This is a genomic window from Variovorax sp. LjRoot175, assembly GCF_964253805.1.
Lineage (GTDB): Bacteria > Pseudomonadota > Gammaproteobacteria > Burkholderiales > Burkholderiaceae_C > Variovorax.
The window spans coordinates 293,234-313,996 of record NZ_CAXURY020000002.1; the positions used below are offsets into that span (position 1 = coordinate 293,234).

Annotated in this window: 20 protein-coding genes, 1 pseudogene and 1 riboswitch; of the genes and pseudogenes, 10 read left to right on the forward strand and 11 right to left on the reverse strand. The window is 65.4% G+C overall.

What is annotated here, in order from left to right; genetic code table 11:
* Positions 1 to 65 precede the first annotated feature (65 nt).
* A riboswitch (TPP riboswitch) is annotated at positions 66 to 159 on the reverse strand.
* Between the two features lie 127 nt (positions 160 to 286).
* Positions 287 to 568, forward strand: a pseudogene (locus ACSQ89_RS31335) (tripartite tricarboxylate transporter substrate-binding protein); the annotation flags it as partial.
* A gap of 299 nt (positions 569 to 867) precedes the next feature.
* Here ACSQ89_RS31335 and ACSQ89_RS31340 read toward each other — a convergent pair.
* The 6 genes from ACSQ89_RS31340 to ACSQ89_RS31365 all read right to left on the reverse strand — a co-directional run bounded on the left by ACSQ89_RS31340 (position 868) and on the right by ACSQ89_RS31365 (position 6,620).
* Positions 868 to 1,209, reverse strand: a complete 342-nt coding sequence (locus tag ACSQ89_RS31340) for a hypothetical protein (RefSeq protein WP_436294281.1) — start codon at positions 1,207 to 1,209, stop codon at positions 868 to 870.
* 111 nt (positions 1,210 to 1,320) lie between these two features.
* Positions 1,321 to 1,506 carry a phytochelatin synthase family protein gene (locus ACSQ89_RS31345; RefSeq protein ID WP_436294402.1) on the reverse strand — a complete coding sequence of 62 codons (186 nt, stop codon included), beginning with the start codon at positions 1,504 to 1,506 and terminating at the stop codon, positions 1,321 to 1,323.
* A 207-nt stretch (positions 1,507 to 1,713) separates the two neighbouring features.
* Positions 1,714 to 2,577 (reverse strand): hypothetical protein, encoded by an 864-nt coding sequence (locus ACSQ89_RS31350; protein WP_436294282.1) that lies wholly within the window; start codon positions 2,575 to 2,577, stop codon positions 1,714 to 1,716.
* Between the two features lie 13 nt (positions 2,578 to 2,590).
* Entirely contained in the window at positions 2,591 to 4,246 is a 1,656-nt protein-coding gene (locus ACSQ89_RS31355; protein WP_436294283.1) for an amidohydrolase family protein, read from the reverse strand.
* Between the two features lie 3 nt (positions 4,247 to 4,249).
* Positions 4,250 to 4,543: a hypothetical protein gene (locus tag ACSQ89_RS31360; protein ID WP_436294284.1), complete on the reverse strand. Its 294-nt coding sequence runs from the start codon at positions 4,541 to 4,543 to the stop codon at positions 4,250 to 4,252.
* 31 nt (positions 4,544 to 4,574) lie between these two features.
* Positions 4,575 to 6,620, reverse strand: coding sequence for a S41 family peptidase (locus ACSQ89_RS31365; protein ID WP_436294285.1), 2,046 nt, complete (start codon positions 6,618 to 6,620; stop codon positions 4,575 to 4,577).
* Positions 6,621 to 7,196: 576 nt separating this feature from the next.
* On the opposite strand from ACSQ89_RS31365, the gene ACSQ89_RS31370 reads away from it, so the two are divergent.
* Together ACSQ89_RS31370 and ACSQ89_RS31375 are read left to right on the forward strand one after the other, a co-directional pair.
* The gene (locus ACSQ89_RS31370; RefSeq protein ID WP_093110581.1) at positions 7,197 to 7,649 is read left to right on the forward strand and encodes a pyridoxamine 5'-phosphate oxidase family protein; all 453 of its coding nucleotides are present in this window, start codon (positions 7,197 to 7,199) and stop codon (positions 7,647 to 7,649) included.
* A 22-nt stretch (positions 7,650 to 7,671) separates the two neighbouring features.
* Positions 7,672 to 7,830 carry a hypothetical protein gene (locus ACSQ89_RS31375; RefSeq protein ID WP_436294286.1) on the forward strand — a complete coding sequence of 53 codons (159 nt, stop codon included), beginning with the start codon at positions 7,672 to 7,674 and terminating at the stop codon, positions 7,828 to 7,830.
* 191 nt (positions 7,831 to 8,021) lie between these two features.
* On the opposite strand, the gene ACSQ89_RS31380 is transcribed toward ACSQ89_RS31375, so the two are convergent.
* From ACSQ89_RS31380 to ACSQ89_RS31390, 3 genes are all read right to left on the reverse strand, one after another.
* On the reverse strand, positions 8,022 to 8,510 hold the full coding sequence (locus ACSQ89_RS31380; protein ID WP_093110579.1) for a HugZ family protein: 489 nt from the start codon (positions 8,508 to 8,510) through the stop codon (positions 8,022 to 8,024).
* 110 nt (positions 8,511 to 8,620) lie between these two features.
* The gene (locus tag ACSQ89_RS31385; protein ID WP_436294287.1) at positions 8,621 to 9,121 is read right to left on the reverse strand and encodes a GNAT family N-acetyltransferase; all 501 of its coding nucleotides are present in this window, start codon (positions 9,119 to 9,121) and stop codon (positions 8,621 to 8,623) included.
* Positions 9,118 to 9,405: a DUF1778 domain-containing protein gene (locus tag ACSQ89_RS31390; RefSeq protein WP_093110575.1), complete on the reverse strand. Its 288-nt coding sequence runs from the start codon at positions 9,403 to 9,405 to the stop codon at positions 9,118 to 9,120. The genes ACSQ89_RS31385 and ACSQ89_RS31390 overlap by 4 nt, the downstream gene beginning before the upstream one ends.
* Before the next feature lie 601 nt (positions 9,406 to 10,006).
* Between ACSQ89_RS31390 and radC the strand changes: the two genes are divergently transcribed.
* From radC to ACSQ89_RS31405, 3 genes are all read left to right on the forward strand, one after another.
* Positions 10,007 to 10,675, forward strand: coding sequence for a RadC family protein (radC, locus tag ACSQ89_RS31395; protein ID WP_436296800.1), 669 nt, complete (start codon positions 10,007 to 10,009; stop codon positions 10,673 to 10,675).
* Between the two features lie 39 nt (positions 10,676 to 10,714).
* Complete coding sequence (locus ACSQ89_RS31400) at positions 10,715 to 10,924, forward strand: hypothetical protein (RefSeq protein WP_436296801.1); 210 nt, start codon at positions 10,715 to 10,717, stop codon at positions 10,922 to 10,924.
* 336 nt (positions 10,925 to 11,260) lie between these two features.
* Positions 11,261 to 12,193, forward strand: a complete 933-nt coding sequence (locus tag ACSQ89_RS31405; RefSeq protein WP_436294292.1) for an ArdC family protein — start codon at positions 11,261 to 11,263, stop codon at positions 12,191 to 12,193.
* 138 nt (positions 12,194 to 12,331) lie between these two features.
* Here the strand turns inward: ACSQ89_RS31405 and ACSQ89_RS31410 are convergent, their stop codons facing one another.
* Positions 12,332 to 13,222 (reverse strand): DMT family transporter, encoded by an 891-nt coding sequence (locus ACSQ89_RS31410; RefSeq protein ID WP_436296802.1) that lies wholly within the window; start codon positions 13,220 to 13,222, stop codon positions 12,332 to 12,334.
* 356 nt (positions 13,223 to 13,578) lie between these two features.
* On the opposite strand from ACSQ89_RS31410, the gene ACSQ89_RS31415 reads away from it, so the two are divergent.
* Both ACSQ89_RS31415 and ACSQ89_RS31420 read left to right on the forward strand, forming a co-directional pair.
* Positions 13,579 to 13,800 carry a hypothetical protein gene (locus tag ACSQ89_RS31415; protein WP_436294294.1) on the forward strand — a complete coding sequence of 74 codons (222 nt, stop codon included), beginning with the start codon at positions 13,579 to 13,581 and terminating at the stop codon, positions 13,798 to 13,800.
* A gap of 521 nt (positions 13,801 to 14,321) precedes the next feature.
* Positions 14,322 to 14,609, forward strand: a complete 288-nt coding sequence (locus tag ACSQ89_RS31420; RefSeq protein WP_436296803.1) for a hypothetical protein — start codon at positions 14,322 to 14,324, stop codon at positions 14,607 to 14,609.
* 339 nt (positions 14,610 to 14,948) lie between these two features.
* Here ACSQ89_RS31420 and ACSQ89_RS31425 read toward each other — a convergent pair whose 3' ends face one another.
* Positions 14,949 to 16,067 (reverse strand): PDDEXK nuclease domain-containing protein, encoded by a 1,119-nt coding sequence (locus tag ACSQ89_RS31425; protein WP_436296804.1) that lies wholly within the window; start codon positions 16,065 to 16,067, stop codon positions 14,949 to 14,951.
* 40 nt (positions 16,068 to 16,107) lie between these two features.
* Here ACSQ89_RS31425 and ACSQ89_RS31430 point away from each other — a divergent pair, with 40 nt between their 5' ends.
* Positions 16,108 to 16,383, forward strand: a complete 276-nt coding sequence (locus tag ACSQ89_RS31430) for a hypothetical protein (protein ID WP_436294297.1) — start codon at positions 16,108 to 16,110, stop codon at positions 16,381 to 16,383.
* Positions 16,384 to 18,204: 1,821 nt separating this feature from the next.
* Positions 18,205 to 20,574 (forward strand): hypothetical protein, encoded by a 2,370-nt coding sequence (locus ACSQ89_RS31435; RefSeq protein ID WP_436296805.1) that lies wholly within the window; start codon positions 18,205 to 18,207, stop codon positions 20,572 to 20,574.
* Positions 20,575 to 20,763: the final 189 nt, after the last annotated feature.

Sequence of the window (20,763 nt, forward strand, 5' to 3'; positions counted from 1 at the left end):
ACTCCTTCGTGACCGTCGAACGGATGCTCCGAAGGCCACCTTGACCTAGGCGGGATTCGCCGATGGGTCAAGGGGAAAGCTCTTCTTCCGCCGGCATTAACCGGTTCAAGTTCGCGGGTTTGAATCTCAGCACTGTCGCGTGCACCCCGGAGCGCGATTGATTTTACATGTGCCCCACGCGTGCCGCTGCAATTCGTGTCCATTGGGCGGCGCGCCCAGCTCCCCCACGAAGGCCGGCCCCACGCGCTGGAAAGACACGCGGCTGCGATCGTCCAAGTATCTCAACATCAAGATCATCGTGCCCGCCCCGCCGGGCGGCGCTATCGACACCATTGCGCGCGTCATCGGAGACAAGCTCGCGGTGTCGATGGGTCAGCCGGTGGTCGTCGACAACAGGCCTGGCGCATCCAACAACCTCGGCACGGATGTCCTCGCCAAAGCCGCGCCCGATGGCTACACGATCGGCATCGTGGGCGGCAGCCACAACATCAACAAGTTCCTGTTCAAGAACCTGGGCTGGGATCCGGAGAAAAGCTTCGAGCCCATCGTCTACACCCACGAGGTTCCGCAGGCCTGTTGCTGGTGGCTGACCTTCATCCAGGAATCGGTGCTGAGAATCCTCTGGATCAGCGTGGCTGCCGAGAGCAGGACGCAGCGCTGGGGCGGCGGCCACGAGTAGATCATCCAGGCCTTCGAGAGCGGCGACAGCGACAAGGTCGCCGAGCTGAGCCTGACCCATCTCAAGGGCGGGCAGCAGCTCGTCTGCGAACTGATCATGGACGGCATGGTGCCGGTCTCGCACACCACCTGGCGACCCTGACGCTTCCCCAAGGCGCACCGATGAACACGAAAAGCACGTCTACCCCGTCACGGCGCGGGGGGTGATCGGGGCAGGTACTCGGCCGCGTGGTCTTGCAGACCCACCAGCCAGAAGCGCGCGTCCGTTGCATCGCCGTGATAGGCGGCAGGCAGCCATGCGCCCCATCTGCCGTACTCGGCTTGCAGTTCATCAAGCGGCGGACATGTCGCGTCACCGGCTCGCTTCTCGAGCGCTCGTGCCAGCACCGGCCGCCAAGTGGTGGGCAACTCGATGGTGGGCAGATAGGTCGCCGCCATCCTTGCGGCGGTGCGCGGCAGGTTCTCAGCCTCGGCGCGAAGCACACGCAGTACGGCGAACTCGTGCGGGGTTGGGGGTCTGGGCGAACTCATGGGCGTTATCCGGCAGGGTTGAGACACGAGCCCGGCCAACGATCAATGGAACTTCCGGACTGTACTCAAGGTAGAAGGTCCGCGCGCACGAACGCAGGCGAAATGGCGGGACTACAGCCGGGTTGACATCGAGCACGAGAAAGAGTCTGACGCAGCGTCGCAGGCGCTGAGCGGCGAGATGTGGCCACCGCCCTTCTGGCCCCCGGTCTTACGCCTATAGTTCACGATCACGTGGTCGCCGCCGCGCGTGAGGTTGTCTGCCCAGGTCAGCGCGGATGGGCTGCTCGGAACGCGCATCGTCAACGACGTCAACTCTTGTGACGAGCGGCATGCGTGCGCAGCATTGCGTCAAACTGGCGCAACTGGTAGCCGAAGTCCCGAACCTGCTGCCCAAAGGGGCTGCGGCCAGCGGACCTTTCGGCCTTCCAACAAGACGGTGCGCCACGTCGATTGTCACCCCCCGAAACTCGAGGACTCTGGCCCGAGGCTCTTGGTCCAGGCGCGCTACCAGGCGATCGGCGCCGCTCCGAAGGCCACGAGCTTCGCGTTGACCGCTGCGAACGGATTCGGCCCGTTGATGAAGCCCGGGGCCACCGGGTGCGGCAGCGCGACCTCGCCGGCACGCGTTTCCCAGGTGCCCGCCTGGGTGGCAGCGAGCTTTACGCCTTCGTTGGCGAGCAGCTTTTGCGCAAGTTGGCCGAGGCAGAGGAAAACCACCTGTCCGCTCGTTCGCGTCGCCATCGATCGCAGCACCTGGCCGACCACCGGCCGCCAGAAGGGGATGTGGCCGCGCGTCTGCTCCGGCGCGCCGCCGGACTGGTAGCGCGTGATGGTGAGCCCGGCATTGAGGAAGAGCACGCCCTGCGTCTGCTGCAGCTTGTCGAAGAGGGCGCGCGGCGATTCGAGCGCGACGGCGGGCGTCGCGATGTGGCGAACGAAGGTGGTCCAGCTCATCTTCAGCACGGCCGGATCGTTGGTGCGCGCCGCGACCATCATGCGCAGCAGCACGCGCAGGCTGTTCGCGACCGACGCGGCGGGCAGACCCCAGGCGTCGATGTCACCCTGCTCGAAGGAGCGGCCGGTCGCGCGGCTCAGCGCGGGGTAGGGGTCCTGGCCGATCAGGACGCAGCGCACCTTCGCGGGCGTGAGGCCGTCGAAAGCGCGGAACACGTGGGCATCGGCGCGTGCGCCGGGCAGAGGCTTGTCGCGCCGCGACGGGTAGATGGGCTGCAGGTCGTCGTAGGTGAGCGCGCTGCCGACGGCAGTCGGGTTGGGGCTGGCGCCGGCGAGCACCGAGCGCCAGGCGGGCGTGAGGTCGTTGCGCCAGTTGATGGTGAAATCGTTCAATGCGTCGCGCAGGAGTGCCATGGTGCGGCGGCGTTCACGACCAGAGGTCGCGCAGCCCCTCCTTGATCGTGTCTGGGACGTTCCTCTGCGTGTCCAGCGCGTCGAGGTAGCCGGGATCGTCGACGACGGTCAGCGCATCGATGGCGAGCGGCATGACGGCGGCCGAGAGCTTCTTCGTTTCCGCGAACACCGGCCGCATCGCCGCGGCCCGCAGCGTGCGGCCGCCGGGCACGCGCACCGGCAGGTTGGCGCGCAGTTCGACGCCCGTGTCGAGGATCTCGTCGAGCGCCAGCCGCCAGGTGTTGGCGCCGGCGCGCGCCATCGCCATCGGCGAGATCGGCCGCGGGCGCTCGGCCATGCGCGCGAGCGCGGGCAGACCACGCAGCGCGCGGGTCAGGCGATCGCCTGCGGCGGAGAGCGTGAGGTTCTGCGTCAGCGGATCTTCGGCCGGGTGCGCGAGGAACAGCATGTGGTTGGCGCCGCCGATCTTGAGCGTCTCGCCGGCAAAGCCCAGCTTGCGCATCAGCGCCGCGTCGCCGATGCGACCGACGCCGTTGATCATCACGAGCGCGAGGTCCGACTCCTTGGCGCGGATGAGTTGTTGGTAGGGGTCGCCCGCCGTGCCCTCGACCACGAGGAGATCGGCGCGCTTGCCCACCTCGATGGTGCCGACCACGCGGTCCCAGCCGAGCAGCCCGGCCGGCTCGCGCGTGACCATCGCGACCAGTTCGCGCGCCGTGAAGATCCCGCCATTGGCCTCGCTGAAAATGTGCGCGACCTTGAGCTCGTTGAGCAGGTTGCGGCTGCCCGAGGGCGCCCAGTCGCAGCCGAGCGAGATCGGCACGCCGGCCGCCTTGGCCGCGGCGATGTCGGCGGTGCGGCCGTACAGCAGCATGTTGCTGAAGGGCGACCACACCATGCTGCCGCCGTTGGCTGCGAGGACCTCGAAGTCCGGCGCCTGCAGCGCCGCCGCGTGGATGCCGCAGAGCGAGGGCGTGATCGCCCAGCTGGCGCCGCCGATCTGCAGCGACTGGAAGGCGCGGCGCGCGGTCGCGTCGGTGCCTTCGGAGAGGTGCAGCAGGTAGCAGCTCTTCTCCTTCTTCAGCCGCGTGAGAAAAGTCTGCGCGTCCTTGGCCGCCACGTCGGGCACGCGCGTCGAGGCCGCGGGCAGCGAGGCTTCGTCGTCGGTGGCCTCGACGTTGCGCACCACGCCGCGGAAGTAGCGCCGGATGCCCGACTGGTTCGCCAGCGTGATGCCCTGGCCGGTGGTGGTGCCGCCGACCAGCGCCTTGGCCTCGACGTAGCGGCAGATGGACGCCAGCAGCTCGGGCGTGGCCGCGAGCGTCTGCATCGGCGCGGAGATCTTGCTGTGATACTCGGCGTGGCGGCCCCACTGGCCGCGGTTGCTGAACTTCTTCGGCACCTGCCACAGCGGCAGCACGTTGTAGGGCATGTGGTTGTGCAGGTCGATGAAGCCGGGGTAGATCGTGCCGCCCGTGGCGCTCACCGCCGTGTTGCCGAAGCCCGCGGGCGCCGTCGCCGTCGCCTCCTGCACCGCGACGATGTCGCCGTTGTGCGTGTAGACGCGGCCGTTGGCGATCACCTCGGCGTTGCCGTTCATCGTGACGACGCGACCTTCGAGCACGACCCTCGGGCTGTCCGCCGGATCGATGGGCTTCTTGGTGGCCATCGTTCAGTCGTCCCTGCCCGCGGGCCGGATGTTGAAGTCGACCTGCTTGTTGCCCTCCAGCGCGTAGTCGAGCACCGCCTTGATGTACTCGTTGGGCTGGGTGCGGAAGTCGAAGCTCATCCACGGGCGCGAGCCGACGGCGGGCAGCGTCTGCGGGTAGTCCTGCTTCAGCTTGAAGACCGGCCCGGCCCAGCCCGCCGGCGGCGTGTCGCGGGCGTCGGGAAACTGGGCCGACGCTGTCGCGCAGCAGAACGACGAGACCGCGACGAGTGCGGCCCAGGAGATGCGGAAAGTCAAGAGCGTGCTCCTTGTTGTTGTGTGAGCCGTGTCAGCGGCGTGCGTCCACGCGCCGCTTCTGCAGCAGTTCCTCGCCGCCGAAGCCGAACAGTTCGACCACCTTGGTGCCGGCCGGGTACGGCACGACCACCGGCGCTCGCGCGCGCAGGGCAAGGCTGCTGCCCGGATGGCCGTCGAAGAGCACGTCCAGCCGCGTCAGCCCGGCGTGCCGCACGGTGATCTCGCGCGCGGCCTTGCTCGCCTCGACGATCAGGCTGCTTCGGCGCTGCTGCTTGAGGAGCTCGAAGCAATGGGCCAGCAGGTCCGGGTTGCCGGCAAGCAGGTCGTCGCGCGTCATCGCGTACGGCGTGCCGCCGATGCCGACGTCCTCGATCGGCAGGCCTTCCGACGGGCCCGCGCGGGTCGCGCGACGGAACGCGAAGGACATGCCGATGCCGTCGGGCAGCGTCGGCAGCTCGAAGTCGGTGCCGGCCATCAGCGGGCGCAGATCCTCGTAGTCCCAGACGTTCGCGCCGCCGGCACCGGTGGCCTCGCCGACGCAGACGAAGGGGCCGATGCCGTTGTCTACGAAGCCCGCGCTGAACAGATCGCCGGAGGAGTAGGTTGTGGAGTCAGCCACGAGAACGACCGGCCCGCCGTACTGCTGGCCGATCGCGTTGCACTCCGCGAAGCTCGTGATGGGCAGCGGCTGCGAATACAGCTCGCCGTTGCGCACCGCCGCTTCGAGCGACTCCTTCCACGGCCCGAGCTCTCCTTCCATGCCCGGCAGTGCGGCGAGCGTGCGCGTGAAGGCAGTGCACAGGATCGAGAAGCGTGTCGGCTGGATCGGCTTGGGCGTGAAGAGCTGCAGCGCCGATTCCGCCGCCAGGATGTAGCCGCCCGGGTTGCCGCGCACGTCGATGATGAGCCCGTTGTCCGGCAGCAGAGGGATGAGCCGTTGTAGCTCGGGGATGAAGTCCTCCGGCGGGACGTCGAAGCCGTAGATGCGCAAGTAGGCGATGGCTCCGCCCGGCTGGGCCAGCGACGTGGCCTTGAGCGTGCCCGTGAGCTCGGTCGCGATGACCTCGGCGGTCGGCGCCTTGCGACCGGACGACGACTTCGGCGTCGGCTGCGCACTGGCCTGCTCGCCGGTCAGCGCGCCGGGCGCGAAGAGCAGCATCTTGGCGCGGCGCGCGATCGCTGCCGCCGGATCGACCGCGCGCGTGCGCCGCAGGCGCGTGGCCGCGCGGCCGGTAGGTCCGCTCGGCAGCATCTCGTCGATCTCGCCCGGGTCGACGACGCGCCAGGGTATCTTGATCTCGCGGGGCGAACCCGTCGGAGCGCCGTCGGCCGCGCTGCTGCGGTAGCCGACCACGACCCAGTATTCGTCGGGCGGCGGGCCGTACTGCAGCGAGCGCAGGGTCAGGCTCTGGACCGACCATGCGCGCTGGCTGTCGGTGCGTCCGCCGACCTCCTCGTCAGCGTGTCGGCGCACGGCCTTGTCGATCGGCACGCCGTTCCAGAACTCCAGCACCACGCCTGGCTTGAAGGCCGCGTCCAGTCCGGCGGCGACGCGGGTGACGACGTAGGTCGGAGAGGCGGCAGGGCCGAACATCTCGACCAGGAAAGGCAGGGCCGCGACCTTGGTCGACAGGCTCGCCGGGCCGGCGTAGCGCGTGTGCGCATCGCGCAGCCGCGTCACCACGTCGGCCAGCTCGATGTGGAATTCGTCGCTCGACAACTGGTCGACCTGCGTGCGCAGGATGCGCAGCCGCTGCACCGGGTCGACGCCGTAGCGCGCGCGCTTGAGCGGCAGGTGCGCGAACACACCTTCGATGACGCGCTCGACACCGTCGACGAGCTTCAGCCGCTCGGCCCTCGTCAAAGAGGACGGTGACAGAAACGGGCCGGTGAACGCGCCGGCGGCGCCCCTTGACGGCGCTCGCCCGGCCCGTGTTGGCGCCGGCGCGCCGACACGACCCACCGCCTTCGCGGCGCGCGCAACTCGTTTCCCGCTTGCTGGCGCAATGGGCGCTGACTCGATGACCTCGGCGAGCGCGATACCCCGCTGCGCAGCGGCCAGCCGGTCTCCGACCATGATCACTCCTTCAGTTTGCAGCTTGGCGATTTCCGCCGAGGGACGCCCACGCCACCTCCAACTCCCCGACGCGCATCGTGACGTGCCGCGGGCCGTGGCGCATCAGACAAAGGGGATATGTCCGAAGCCCGATCGCCTGCTGCTGCCACTGCATGGCTTCGCGATGAAGAAGTAAGCCTGGTGGAGAAATTCCGTGACTCGAGAGTCGCTCGGCATGCAGTCCGCAGACCAAGTGATGGTCGAGCGCTGTCTCCAAGAATCCCGAAGGCTGCGCTGAAGGCACCGGATGCGTGACTCCAGATGAGGACGAAGATGCGCGGCGCACGCATTGCGAACGCGCGCGCCGGACTTCCGACGCGAGTAATGCCAACTTCGGCAATCGGGGCGGCCAGAAGCAGCCAGTCGCGACCGACGGCAAGAGTCGACTGAGAAGTCGACTGAGAGGTAGCCAGTCACGGTTACCCCGCCAAGGCGCGCATTCGACCCGATGCGGTCAGGCCTTGATCAAGATCAAGGCCGAGTCGCCAACCAAGCCCAAAATGGGGTGGCCCCTTTTGACGATTGTGGAGGCGACTCATGGACGACGAGATCAGACGGAAGATCCTGGCGCTGTTGGATCAACATCGAATCATGACAGTTGCGACGCTGCGCCCGGATGGCTGGCCGCAGGCAACGACGGTCGGCTACGTGAACGAAGGCCTGACGCTGTACTTTCTCTGCGGGCTGGACAGTCAGAAGGCAAAAAACCTGGCGCGAGATGATCGACTCTCGCTGACGATCGACCACGACACGGCGGATTTGATGGCGATCACCGGCTTGTCGATGGCTGCACGTGCGCATGCGGTGGATGATCGGGCCGAAGCGGAGAAAGTCCTGCGCCTGCTACCTCTGAAATACCCTGAGGCGGGGCCTCTGCCGATGAAGATGCCGAGCCCGGACGAGGTTCGCCTGTTCCGCGTCACGCCCTCGGTCATTTCCGTGCTCGATTATTCCAAGGGCTTCGGGCATACGGAACTCATCATTTGCTGATTGCGTCAATCTCACTGCCCTGATGTCCGCCAAGACCCGGATGTTCTTCGAACCCGCATGGCCACATCCGGACATTCAGCACAGATGTGGCGCTGACCTGCCGAAGCCGGGCCACGGGCGCACCGGCAAACTCGCTTCGGCGCTCATCGCCGAACTCAAGCAGGGTCTACCTGGCATGTGACCGCACGGCATCGCGCCAGGTGCTGGACATGGAATCGGCGGCGCATTGCTCATCCTTCGGCGAAGCGTTGCAAAAGCACGCCTGATGGCGTTGGCGCTCGTTTGCGTGGGGCGCCGGTAGCCTCCAGCGGCCAAGGTCCAGCGGTTGCAGATGAACGCCGAACGCGCCGGCATTCTGACTAATGCATTGCGTTACGCCTCGGCGCGCAAGGCGCGTTGGAGCTCTTCCTCGCCAACGTCACGCGCCGCTGCGAACCCTGAGATCTGGCGGGCGTGATGGACATGAACTGCGACAAACCGGAAATCGTCCAGCTGCGTCATGGGCTCTGCCTCAGGAAAGCGCGCCAGGTATGCGGCTCGGCACGGCTCCCACTCCGGCCTGTTGCTCTCCAGCACGTCGGCGTCGCCCCCCAGAGTAGCGCGTGGAAGCGCATGCACCGGCTCACCAGGCAGCTCGTGCTGCATGACAAGCACGGATACCTTGGGCCGGTCTCGGAGGTAACGCGTATGGGCGGCCAAGTCGCTGACATGAATGATCAGGCATCCAAGAGATGGCTCCACCGCGAACGGGATCATGGAAACAAACGGCGCTCCGTCATCACCCACAGTGCCTAGGGCGGCCGTACGGCGCGAATGCAATAGCATGCGCAGCTCGTCGGTCAAACTGGATTCACGAGGCATAGGTTCCCCCTCAACATTCGCGGCAAGCGCAGTGATTCTGACTGAAGCTTGGCGACTCAGGCAGTGACAGGGCGCGACAAGCTTGACGACCTGGAGGCCGCGTGGCACGTTCAGTTCTTGTTCGCGAGGGTCGCGATCGGAAGGATGAAGGTCAGTGGGTTGCCGCTGAATGCAGTGAATCCGTGATGCTCGTAAAACGCGGCTGCAACCTTATCCTTGGCATCGACAACCAACGCGAAGACGCCCATGCCCGACTGCATTGCGCGCAACCCTGCATCCCACAGCAGTGCTGCTCCAAGCTGCCTCTTCTGAAACGCCACACTCACTGCAAGACGGCCAATGCGTGCCACAGGAACGAGGGGATAGCGCGGCAGTTTCTTCGCCATCGCCTCGGAAAGGCCTGTGAGTGGAACGCTGCCAGCGGCCAGGGTGTAATACCCCGCGACCGCATCCGTCCGGTTGTCGATCGCGACGTAGCAGGCACTGGTGCGGCGACGTATGTCCTGCGACGCTTGCTCTCTCAAATACTTGTCGAGCGGATCGCTCCCGCAGGCAAAGCCCGCGCGGTCATGCTCCGGCGCCAGCGCCTCTATGCGGAACGGAGCTGTCACCGCGAGGAGGCGATCAGTTTCTTGTGCGCCTTGGCCGCGCGTGCCATCGCAGGAGAAAGCGCAGGGGGATCAAGCAGCAATGAGGCAAAGCGCTGCTGTTCTTCCATCGACAGGCGGATGATCTGCGTCTGCTCGATCGTACGGCGCGCGGCTTCTTGCGCGGCCCCGACGAGAAAGTCGCTGATGCTTCGTCCTTCGATCTCTGCGGCGCGTCGGACCACGGCCAGCACGTCAGGTGCAATGCGCGCTTCGACACGCTCGGTTCGGGGGGTATCGCGGGACATGGCAGACCTCTCTTTCCCCTGCACTGTACGGTAATGTACCGTACAAAGTCAAGAGGAAATGAGCGCGCCCCGGGGAGGTCATCCACGCGGCGGGAGGTCGGTTGAACCGCTTGATCGTCCAGGCTGATTTTGTGTCGATCGTGGCCGGCGCCATGCCGATTCGTTGTCATCAAGCCCCTTCGCGCCTTCGTCCAGTTGTTGCATGTGTCGTTGAAGCGGCGCCCTGATTGGAGCTGCTTGGGAAATGCCCAAGTTGTGTGACACCAGGTCCCGCGTTCATTGCCCGGGGTGCCATGGCCGGACCATGCCGAAGGGCGAACGCCGCGACAGCAAGCGAATGGACTGAATCCCGGGCGCCCACCGGCTGCACGCCGGTGCCGGGCTGTTCCAGGTTCGCGCGGTCGCGCTCATCCCCTTGCGGGGACGGGCCTGGCCCGCCTTGCGCATCCCTGGCGCGGGATCGGGAGCGTTTGCGTACCCAGGGGTTGGTGAGGGTGGGGGAGGGCTTGCCTGTGTGCCCTCAGCGTACCCCACCGTTCTCGCGTTCAAGGCCCTGCGCGCGCTTCGCGTGCTCGGCACGTGCCGCGCGCCTGCGGCGGCCTTGAGCGCTGCGCTGCGGCGGGGTGGTCCGGGGTCACGCAGGCAATCCCGCCTGTGTCACCCACAGGAGTTCACCATGACCGCATCTGTCGATTTCACCGCCGAGCAACGCCGCATCGTCGATGTCTTGCGCCCGATTCTTGGCGCGGAGGCTGACGCGCTGTACGAGGCCAATGGCCGTTCGCTGCACAAGCTGGCCGGCTTCGCCCGCGACTCGTCGATGCCCGGTTGCCGACGCCTGGCGACCAGCCTGGCGCTGGCGCAGGAGCTGCTCGCCGAGGAGTTGACTGCGGCAGCGGTGTTCGACTCGCCGACGGCGGTGGGCGATTTCCTGAAGCTGCACTTTGCCGGGCAGCCCTACGAGAGCTTCGTGGTCATGTACCTCGACGCGCAGCATCGGCTGATCGCCATCGAAGATCTCTTTCGCGGCACGATCGCCCAGACCAGCGTGTACCCGCGCGAGATCGCGCGCAGGGCCCTTCATCACAACGCGGCCGCCCTGATCGTGGCGCACAACCATCCAAGCGGTGCGGCCGAGCCGTCGCGTGCGGATGAAGCGCTGACGAAGGCGCTTGAGGCCTCGCTCGCTCTGCTCGACGTTCGCGTGCTCGATCATTTGGTCATCGCCGGAACCCAGGCGACTTCGCTCGCACAGCGCGGGTTGATGTAGCGGCAGGGGCTTCGGCCCTTTTTTCTACTGGCTCGCCGCATGACGCGGCTTCGAGGCTTTGCACATGAGCGGCCGCTGGAGCGCGGCCACTTGCCACGCAGGCAATCTCAATCTCTCTTCCGCGTGCCTCTGCGCCTGCGCGCAGAGGAGGTGCGGCCTGCTGGCCGCTCGCGCGCGCTGATGGGCTCGTGGATGCGCCGTGCCGGCGTGGTGTGCCGCGGTGCATCTGCCTTCGAAGCCGCCTCTTGACCGACGCATAGCTCGCCCGGGCTGCTGTCCAGGGCTTCGGGCAACGCCTCCGTCCTCACCCGGTCCTCGGCCAGCGCCTCGGCTGCGGCCTCCGGGCGCTCCCTGGACATCGGCCCTTGCGCTCGCTCTTCATGCGTCGAGGCGGCTCCGAAAGCAGATGTTCAACCACCGCGGCACACCCCGCAGAAAGGCCCAGCCATGCATGCCACTCGATCCACCCGTCGGCGCCATGCGGACAACCCAACAGCCACGGGCGTTTCCCCCGTACCCCCCGAGGACTCACCCCAAGCAGGTGCTGATGAAGAGAGGAACTCGGCGGGTCGCAACGGCGCACGCATGGACGTGCGGCAAGTCATCACCGACCGCATCGTGGCCATGCTCGAGAAGGGCGGCAACGTGTTCCGCGAACGCTGGACGCGGGCGGCCTCGCGCGGCGTGCCGCGCAACGGCAAGACCGGCGAGCGCTATCACGGCGCCAATGTGCTGCTGCTCTGGGACGCGGCGATCGAGCACGGGTATGCGTCGAATGTCTGGCAGACCTACAAGCAGGCATCGAGCATGGGCGCGCAGGTTCGCAAGGGCGAGCGCGCGGTGATGTGTGCGCACTTCGAACGCAAGGCACGCAAGGGGTCGGATGCAGATGGCGCTGCGTCGATTCAGGACGGCGAGGAAGAGGGCAGGGCGGAGCAAGCGCCGCGCGGTGGCGTGCTGCTGGCCAGGCCGTTCTGGGTTTTCAACGTCGCGCAGATCGACGGATTGCCGTCGGATGTCGTTGAGCTTTGCGTCGATCCCGTCAAGTCGCAGCGGGGGCCGGTGGAGGGTGCGTTGCGCCTGCTCGGGGGTTGCAATGCGACGATCCGGCACGGCTTCGAGCGCGCGATGTACCTGCCGGAGCTCGACGAGATCCGCCTGCCGTGGCCGAGCCGCTTCACCAGCGCCGAAGCGTGCTGCGCCACCTCGCTGCATGAATTGGTTCACTGGACCGGACATCCGAGCCGGCTGAATCGACAGTTCGGCAAACGCTTCGGCGACGCGGCCTATGCGTTCGAGGAACTGGTGGCCGAGCTCGGCTGCGCGTTCGTGATGGGGCACTGCGGCCTGGTCGACGCGACCATCGAAGGGCATGCCGCCTACCTGGACAGCTGGCTGCAGGTGCTGAAGAACGATCGCACGGCGATCTTTGCCGCGGCACGGCATGCCGGCGCCGCCTTCGAATTCATCCTCGCCAGGGAGATGCCGCCCCTCGGCCCGACTGCGATGTCCTCGTGAGAAGAGTGAGCCGCAATCGCCGTGGGGCCCGGCGAACCGCTGGGGGTTTTTCATCCTGGCGTACGGCCGCCTCCCGGGCCATCGACGATGCGTTGCGTCGCTCCTGCCGTCGGCCCCAGATCCGCGGCGGGGCCTACCTCACTCGACGGCCGGCGCTTTCGATCTCTTGAGCGACCACCAGAGATTCAGTCCCGCCGCGGCCGTCAGGATCGCGGCGGCGCCGACCCCTTGCACCAGCTCCAGTCGATGGTCGAAGGCCACCATGTCCACGCCGATCGCGACGATGGGGTAGACGAAAGACAGCGCGCCCGCCACGTGCGTCGGCAGCTTCTGTATCGCGCCGTAGAGCAGCACGAACACCAGTCCGGTGTAGACCACGCCCATGACGATGTAGCTTCCCCACACCCGGCCTTCGGCGGTGAGCGCCGAGAGATTGGCAAAGGGCGCGATCATCAAGATGCCCACGCACACCTGGGCGAGCGCAATCATGTGCGGCGGCGTGCCGCTGAGCTTCTTCGTGATGATGGCGGCCACCGCATAGAAGAAGGCCGCGCCGAGTGCCATGAGGACACCGGAGACATACGCGGTGCCGGTGTAGCTGGCCTCGGGTTTCGCCTGGACGACGAGAAGCACCCCGACAAAGGCAACGCCCAGCCACGTCAGTTTGGTCGCGGTCAGGCGTTCGCCAAAGAAGAGCGCGCTCAGCGCGACCAGCATGAAGGGCTGCGTGTTGTAGACCGCGGTCGCGATCGAGATCGATGCCCGTGAGAACGAAGCGAAGATCAGCAACCAGTTGAGGACGATGGCCGCCCCTCCCAACGCTGCCCAGCAGAACAGGCGAATCGAGAGTTTGCCGCGCAGCATGCCCATGGCCGTGCAGACGACCAGCAGGGCGGCCGCGCCGAACACGCAGCGCCAGAACAGCAGATCGATGATCGGCTGTCCAGAGCGCAGAACGAACCAGCCGAGGGTTCCAGAGATCACCATGGCAGTGGTCATCTCGATCGTGCCGCGTGTGTTCTTGTTCATCTACGAGGGAGCTGCCAGCTGAAGTGCTGGCTTGAGCGCAGTGGTCGATGCCCCCGGAGGCACTGCCTGGCCATACTAGTGCCCAACCCTGACGAAGACCTGAGCTGTCCATCCAGGGTGCTGCCCATGGACCACAAAGGCTGTAAGGATGTGAAAAACTCCCATCGAGCGTTGCCTCCTCGCATCTCGTCCCTGTGGGGCTGGCTCTGTGCGCTGCTACAAAGTTCACAGCTGGTGACGACCGAGGCCGTCATCTTCATTCGATCGGCTGATGGGCGACTACGATGAATTGAAGCGGAGGGCGCGTGCTCGCGGGTGCCCTTTCTAAACCGCTGCGCCTGAATGAAGGAGGAAACATGAACTGGCAATCAGAGCCGCTGACGTGCGGGCCTGCCGCGCGCCCCAAACATACCCAGGAATGGCAACGCGCGTTCGTCGCCGAGTGGCAACGGCTTGCAGAAGGATGCGCCGACCTGGAGCAGACCGCCGACCTTGCCCTTGAGCTGTATGCCACCCGTGGCACGCGAAATCCTGTCGACATTGCACGCGAGGCGTGGGGAGCCCCAGTTGGAGGGTGATGCGTGCGAGCCTTTACGCGATCCGGCTGAAAGCGACGCATCTCGACCAAACTGGAGGATCGTTCGAGATGTCCATGTTGGAAAGCTTGCTGGGGACTCGAGAGAAGGCGCCGCAGGGATGAGTGCGCCTTGGCGCTTGGTACGGTCGGTGATCTCTCTACCAGCAGGGTCTGTCCCATCCAGGATCAAATGCGGACGCGAGCTGCTGCGTCTCTATCGGCGCGTCGATCACCCGAGCCGGCATGCGACACCCGCGCTTCGCGGACTTGTGGGACGACTCCCTGCACGAGGAATGAAGCAGATCTGATCGAGGATTTCTGCTTCGAGGGTAGCCGGGTGGCGTGACGCCGTTGTGCTTGGGCGCCCCAATCGAAGCGCGGAGGACGACGAGACAGATTGAATTCACAGCGTGACCATCTGGAAGCCGGCAGCGATCCTGTCGGCTTTTTCTCGCCTGCGTTCTCGTCCCGTGTTCGGCATGCCGAACGCTGAGCCCTTGTGTCGCTTTGAGGGCGGGGCCAGTGTCCAAGGTGCACGGCTGGATCGTCGACACCGCCATCGAGTGCGACCACCAGCGCTTCGCCGGCTTCCTGAAGGTGTCGCTCGAGGAGATGCTGATCGCGCTGCGCGACGATGCGGCGCTGCTGCACGACCCGGACCAGCTGTTGCCTGCCGACGCGGGGCGCGCGCTTGACGAAGCGGGCGAGCTGGACCTTGACGCCGCGGTGCGGACGCTCTATCCGCAGGGGTTCTCGGCGCGGCGATTCGTCACCGTGATCGAAGAAGAGACCGTCTGGCGATCGGTCTGAAACTGGCGCACCGCTTCGATCGATTCCCAGTTGCTTGCCGTCGCCGGGGCATTCATCGATAGCGCCCGATGTGTTCGCCGTGCTGCTTCAGTTGGGCCGCCCGCTCGAGAGGAGGTGTGCTGGCAACGCGAGAGATCCTGAGTCTGCGCGGATGCGTCCCGCTGCGCGGCCGGGCTGAACGATAGGTTCTTGCTCCGGAGGCGCGACGATTGAAGGGCGCCTAGCGATTCGACTGGCCGGCGCAGCCCGTGACCTTGTGTGCCGCGACATCATTCATCGTGGACCCGAATCCCCAGTCGATCCAAATGGGTTCACGCGTGCTTGCGTTGCGTTTGCGGCTCAACCCAATCGGGGGTAGACGGCCCGCACTACTTCCTGAAGCTGGCGCGCGGAGGGCAGCTTTCCCTTCATCTCGGCCGGCAGCTTGCCCTGGATGTGGTACTCGGCCACGCCGATCGGGTTCGACTTGCTCTTCAGTGCGAACTCCACTTCGAGGTTGTCCTTCTCGGCGCAAAGGATGATCCCGATGGATGGCGCATCGTCCGGCGCGCGCTCCTTCTCGTTGAGGAGGTTGAGATAGAAATCCATCTTGCCGGCGAACTCCGGCTCGAAGGGCCCGATCTTCAGTTCGATCGCCACCAGCGCCTTGAGGAAGCGGTGATAGAAGAGCAGGTCGATGAAGTACTCCTTGCGCCCGAGCGAGAGTCGATACTGGCGCCCGACGAAGCAGAAGCCGTAGCCCAGCTCGAGGATAAAGTCGCGCAGCTTGTCGATCAGGTGGTCCTCCAACTCGCGCTCCTTGATCTCGCGCCGGATGCCAAGGAATTCCAGGTTGTAGCTGCTCTTGAGCGCCTCCTCGGCCTGCTCGGCAAAATGCTCGGGTAGCGCCAGCGCGAAGTTGTGCACCTTGCCTTGGGCCAACGACCGCTCGTAGGCCTGCGCCTTGATCTGGTTGAGCAGCACGTTGCGGCTCCAGCCGAAGCGCGCGGTGGCCTTCAGGTAGAAGAGCCGCTGCGCAGCATCGTCGAGCTTGGAGAGCAGGTTGACATGGTGGCCCCAGGGCACCGCCTCCACCATTTCTCGCACCGCCTGTGCGAGTTGACGATGGTCGATGGCCGTCAGCGCCTTGGGACCTTGGATGCGTTTGGTAGCGCGCTCTCTTTCTCGCACAAGCTGTGCGAGAAACTCCGGCGCGGTGTAGGTCTCGTGAAACTGGCGCATGCGCCAGAGGCTCGCCGCTGAAAAGCCAGTCGTCCCGGGGAAGGACGCCTTGAGATCGCGCGCCAGCCGATCGACCACCGCGTCGCCCCATCCCCGGCGTGCCTGCTGTTCGCGGATGGCTTGCCCGATGTCCCAGTACAGAGCCACCAGCTCGCGGTTGACGGCGCGCGCGGCCGAAAGCCGCGCACCGTCGATGCGGCGTTTCAGATCCTCGGCGAAGCGAGCGTAGTCGAACAAGGTGGGAGCGGCGGTAGACACCCGGGAAATGTAGTGCCTCGTGGTCGTCCGGTGCGCCGATGCGAGGTGCCGGGAGCTTCGGCGCCCTTGCGGGCTGCCGGCACGCGACGCACTCGCGCTGCTGGGCGAGGACGCGATGGTGGTCGCGGTGGCTGCCGGCAACCTCGGGCACGGCGTGGTGCTGAGTCATAAGGAACGGCAGCGCCTGCTGGCCTGCGCCACCAGGGTGCGGCGCATCGCCGACCAGGTGGACGCGGACGCCCGGCGCCGAGCGCGTCGAATCCTTCCTCCGGCACGCGGCCGGTCGCGGGCGTAGCCTCAAGACTGCTGGCCCGCCTCGCTTCGCCTCGTGCTGGCCCGAAGAGAGGAGAGAGAAGAGAGGGGGTGGGTGGGGCTGGCTTGCTGCGACCTTGAGGGTGGCACACCGTTCTCGCCGTCATATGGCCCGGCGTTCGGCGGACTTGCTCTCCGCCCTCACATAGTTCTCGCTCTTGTACTGATCTGCATTCATTTCCCTTTACGCGTCGCGTCGCGTTTCTTCTTGAGGTAGTTCGCATACGCCCAGCGGTTCCGGATCTCGGGCTTGCGAGCTCGCGTCGAGGCTTTCCTGGGCTTGTCGCCATTGGTCGAGCGCACACCGGGATCAGGCTGAGCATGTGCCCGATCCGTGCGCCACGATCTCGAACCGCTCTTGGGCGTCGCCGTGCATATCGGTTCGATTGGGTGAAGATTGCGCAGATGCCGCGCCCTTGCGTGTCCTGCAGCTTGCCATTGACATGCGCACCGTCGCTGCAGTCGGCCGCCAGGACCACCAACGCCGGCACACCTGCGTTTGTGAGGGGTGCCTGGTACTACTGCCGCAGCTCATCCACTTCGGCGGGCGTCCGTCGGGTCGTGGTCGAAATCAAGCCCCTGCGGGAACGAAAGATCGATGCCCCAGGCACGGTAGTACGCGGCCAGATCGTCGAGGCGGACGTGCTCCACGTCATCGGCACGGATTCTGGCGAGCGTACGGCACCAATAACGGCACATGCAGGGTCACATCTCTTTCTCCTCGGCCATTGCTTCTCGTTGAGCGGCTTGCGCGACCACCCCCGGACTGGTCGCGAGCGTGGTTCAACTCGCGTTGACCGGGAACCCTCCTTCTAGAGGATGCGCTCCAGCGTGGCCACGTCCATCGCTTCCCTGGTCTTCCAGGATTCAAGTCGATGAATGGACTCGGCCCTGCCGAGTCCATTGATCGCTTCGGCCAAACACGTTGTCGTTGCGCACCGAGAGCTCAATGAATGCCTCGGCCAGCCTTGGGCGGTTCACCTTGAATTGATCGCATTCTTTCAAGACTCTAGTTCTTTCAACTTAATCTGAATTAAGTATTCGTTGATCGCGTGGAAGAACCGCAACGTCTTCGAACTAAGTTGTTAATTCGAATGGCTTCATAGAGCCGTTATTCGATATCGCGCGGCCAAGACGTGAAGTTGTGCCTGTCTTTGGGCCTTTGATTTGGCGCAAAAGAGAACTGCGAGTCGACAATAACATCAGTTCAAAATTTTATTGAAACAATAAAAGGCAACACATGAAAGCTTCTGTCGCGGCGGCCTGCAGCGACGACGCGCAGCGAATGCAGCTTGCCTAAGTACTCAAAAGAACCGACGACAAATCGGTTGCAGCTCTGACGATCGAATCGCAGTGGCACCGCGAAAAGGAAGGCGACACGTGGGCGTTCTCTTGAAGAACGACATGGCTGTCGCCGCGGTCCAGTTGGATTCGATGTCCGGCGGCCTCAGGCCCCACGCCACCTACAGGGTTGAGCACGGACAACGTGCCGCATCCCTCTAGCCCACGCGGCGATCAGCCCTTCCCGTTCCAGCAGTTTTATCAATTTCTTTGCGCCCTTTTTGAGGCGCAGGGGACTTCTTTTTTTCTCAATCACAGGTTGACCAGGAGATTCAGTGTGAAAAAGATCGACAAAAGTGCGCTTCTGCTTTTTATTGCAGCAGGCGCACTCGCGGGCTGCGGAGGGGGCGGAAGCGGCTCAGGCGGCACCTTTGCTTACCCTCAAAGCACGGATGCGCCGACGGAATCGACGGCTGCATCGGCGGCTCCATCGGCAGGCGAGTCCGCCGCAGACAAGGAGGCAGTGCACAGCAAGCTCGACTCAAGTTGGGTCGAGGTCGCCAACGAAGGCCAGGCGTTCAACCTGGCCTCGTTGACGGAGGTGCAATACGGCGCGAATTCGGCCTGGACGAGCAAGATGCTCGCCGGCACCGTGGTCTGCAACAACGCAAGCTTCGGCCGCGACCCGCTGGAGTACGTGGCCAAGGCATGCTATGTGCAAATCCCGACGGCTCCTCCCGCGGGAACCTTGCTCGCCAAGGAAGGTTCCTCGTTCACGGTGCCCGCCCCCACATTGGTGAAGTACGGCGCCGACTCGCGCTGGATCACCAAGTCGGTCACTGGAACAGCAGCGTGCACGAACACGTTCTTTGGTGGCGATCCCGCGTTCATGACGGCGAAAACATGTGTGTCGGCCGGTCCTGCGCCTGCGCCTGCGCCTGCACCTGCTCCTGCTCCCGCTCCGGCTCCGGCTCCGGCTCCGGCTCCGGCTCCGGCCCCGGCCCCGGCCCCGGCGCCTTCACCCATCGCCGGCGACGTGGTGGACAGTTCCGGCGCCATCGTTGCGAATGCCTACGACAACATCGCCTACAAGTTCGGCCAGTCCGAGGGCGTGGCGTACCGATTCGGGCCGGCGGCGGCCGGGACCGGCGTCAACACGCTTCCTCTGCGGGCCGACGTGGGCGCGATCAACCACGGCCCAGGCAATGATCTTTACTACCAGCTCGGTGCGGAAAACACCTTCGCGAGCAACCTGTACGTGAGCATCCATGGCGCAGCGATCGGCACGCCCGCCAGTGGGAGTTCGTTGTCGAACTCGGTCGCGTGGTTCCAGTCGCAGGCGACCGACCGGGTGACCTTCATGCAGCGCCCGCAGTTGCTGTGGCAAGACCGGCGAATACTGCCCACGTCGATCGATGCCTACTACGCCGCAGGCGTGCTGTCGCCGAACGACCCGGCAGACCTGCCCATCGTCGAAGATCGCGGCGAGAACGCCGCGGACAGCCCCTCGACGCGCCTCTCGCTGATTGCGACACAGGGCAGCCCGACGAAGCCGGCAACGATCTTCACCGTCGGCACGTTCACTGCGCAGAACCGTGCCAGCGTCAAGCTGGCCATCGGCAAGGTGCCGACCGCCATTTCCGTGACCGGGGGCGGCGAGTTCGCCTTCGTCACCGTGTGGGACACCATCAGCCACAAGGGCCAGGTCGCTGTGATCTCGCTCGGTGGCAGCTGCCAGGGCTGTACGCTCAATGGTCCCAAGTACGACTGGTGGCACGACTGGATGGACATGGTCCACCCCGGCTTCTTCAACCAGGGCAACTACATCTTCATGAAGGTGCTCGGCTACGTCGATCTGCCCGCCAACATGAAGGCCCCGACATCCATCAAGGTGACGACCGGCATGCACCCGTATGCGGCTGTCGTGTACACCGGCAACGGTGGCTTGTCGGGCATGGCAAAGGAAGCCTCGCCGATGGCCGACAACCAGGCGAAGCTCCTGCCGGGCGGCGAGTACTACGAGAAGTACGCCAAGGGCGGCGTGGCGGTGGTGGCCTCGAAGTCGGAGAAGACCCTGGCCTTTCTCGACCTCGGCCCGCTCTTCAAGTACACGAATGACATGTACCTGGGCAGCGCTGCGAGCAACCTGGAAACGCAGAACGTCGGGCTCGCCGCCAACCAGTGGCCCTACCTGCTGGCAGATCGCCCACAGGCCACGCCGACGATCATCAAGACGATCACGCTGGCCGACAAGCCTACGAGCATCCTGACGACCTCGACCTACAGCTACTGGAGCAAGGACGACCGCGAGCGCATCTCGCCGGACAGCCCGTACTGGAAGACCGTGCCGCGCTATGCACGCGCCTGGGTCGCCACCGAGAACGGCAAGGTGCATCTGTACTCGCTGGGGCAGTACGTGCAGGGCCCCAAGCCGGCGGTCGGCACGCCCGCCGAGGTTGCGGAAGTCGGCGTGGTGATGGGCCTGGGCAGCAACATCACGCACCTCGCCGCGGCCAAGGACTACCCGAGCCAGGACGATGCCATCAACACGATGCTGATCTTCACCGATCGGGCCAATCGCAAGTGGGGTTGGCTCAAGTTTGCCGACGACGGCAATAGCGGCACCATCCTGCGTACCATGGAGGACTCGCGCGTCGACCCGATCATGGTGACGATGTCCGACAACTACTCCACGCGGGGCAATATCGTCAGCGTGGCGAACTACAGCGGCCAGAGCATCGACAACTACCGGTTCGGTGACCTGATCTACCCCGACACCAACTTCTGTTCCGCGCCCGGTGTCTGCCCCACGCTGGCATCCACTGGCGAGTACGCTGGCAAGCTGGCCCTGCCGTTCAAGCCGTTCGCGGTGCACGCTTCGAACGTGCCGTGACGCGCTGAGTTCATCGCCGATCCCGAGGCGCCGGCAGCGATGCTGCCGGCTTTCTTGTTTTTGAGCTGTGCGCGTGTCGTGTTCGGCGTGCCGAACGTTTGATCCATCGATGCAGATTCCTGGGTGTTCGGCACGCCGAACAAGACTGCGGAACGTTGACCTGGGGAGCCGCGGCTGCGATGCGTTGCA

Bases quoted from the DNA above. Each gene is read 5' to 3' on its own strand.
- ACSQ89_RS31375 (WP_436294286.1), top strand. From the start codon at position 7,672: ATGTCCGCCAAGACCCGGATGTTCTTCGAACCCGCATGGCCACATCCG.
- ACSQ89_RS31345 (WP_436294402.1), bottom strand. From the start codon at position 1,506: ATGCGCGTTCCGAGCAGCCCATCCGCGCTGACCTGGGCAGACAACCTC.
- ACSQ89_RS31365 (WP_436294285.1), bottom strand. From the start codon at position 6,620: ATGGTCGGAGACCGGCTGGCCGCTGCGCAGCGGGGTATCGCGCTCGCC.
- ACSQ89_RS31370 (WP_093110581.1), top strand. From the start codon at position 7,197: ATGGACGACGAGATCAGACGGAAGATCCTGGCGCTGTTGGATCAACAT.
- ACSQ89_RS31350 (WP_436294282.1), bottom strand. From the start codon at position 2,577: ATGGCACTCCTGCGCGACGCATTGAACGATTTCACCATCAACTGGCGC.
- ACSQ89_RS31340 (WP_436294281.1), bottom strand. From the start codon at position 1,209: ATGAGTTCGCCCAGACCCCCAACCCCGCACGAGTTCGCCGTACTGCGT.
- ACSQ89_RS31410 (WP_436296802.1), bottom strand. From the start codon at position 13,222: ATGAACAAGAACACACGCGGCACGATCGAGATGACCACTGCCATGGTG.
- ACSQ89_RS31355 (WP_436294283.1), bottom strand. From the start codon at position 4,246: ATGGCCACCAAGAAGCCCATCGATCCGGCGGACAGCCCGAGGGTCGTG.
- ACSQ89_RS31400 (WP_436296801.1), top strand. From the start codon at position 10,715: ATGACGCGGCTTCGAGGCTTTGCACATGAGCGGCCGCTGGAGCGCGGC.
- ACSQ89_RS31380 (WP_093110579.1), bottom strand. From the start codon at position 8,510: ATGCCTCGTGAATCCAGTTTGACCGACGAGCTGCGCATGCTATTGCAT.
- ACSQ89_RS31405 (WP_436294292.1), top strand. From the start codon at position 11,261: ATGGACGTGCGGCAAGTCATCACCGACCGCATCGTGGCCATGCTCGAG.
- ACSQ89_RS31390 (WP_093110575.1), bottom strand. From the start codon at position 9,405: ATGTCCCGCGATACCCCCCGAACCGAGCGTGTCGAAGCGCGCATTGCA.
- ACSQ89_RS31415 (WP_436294294.1), top strand. From the start codon at position 13,579: ATGAACTGGCAATCAGAGCCGCTGACGTGCGGGCCTGCCGCGCGCCCC.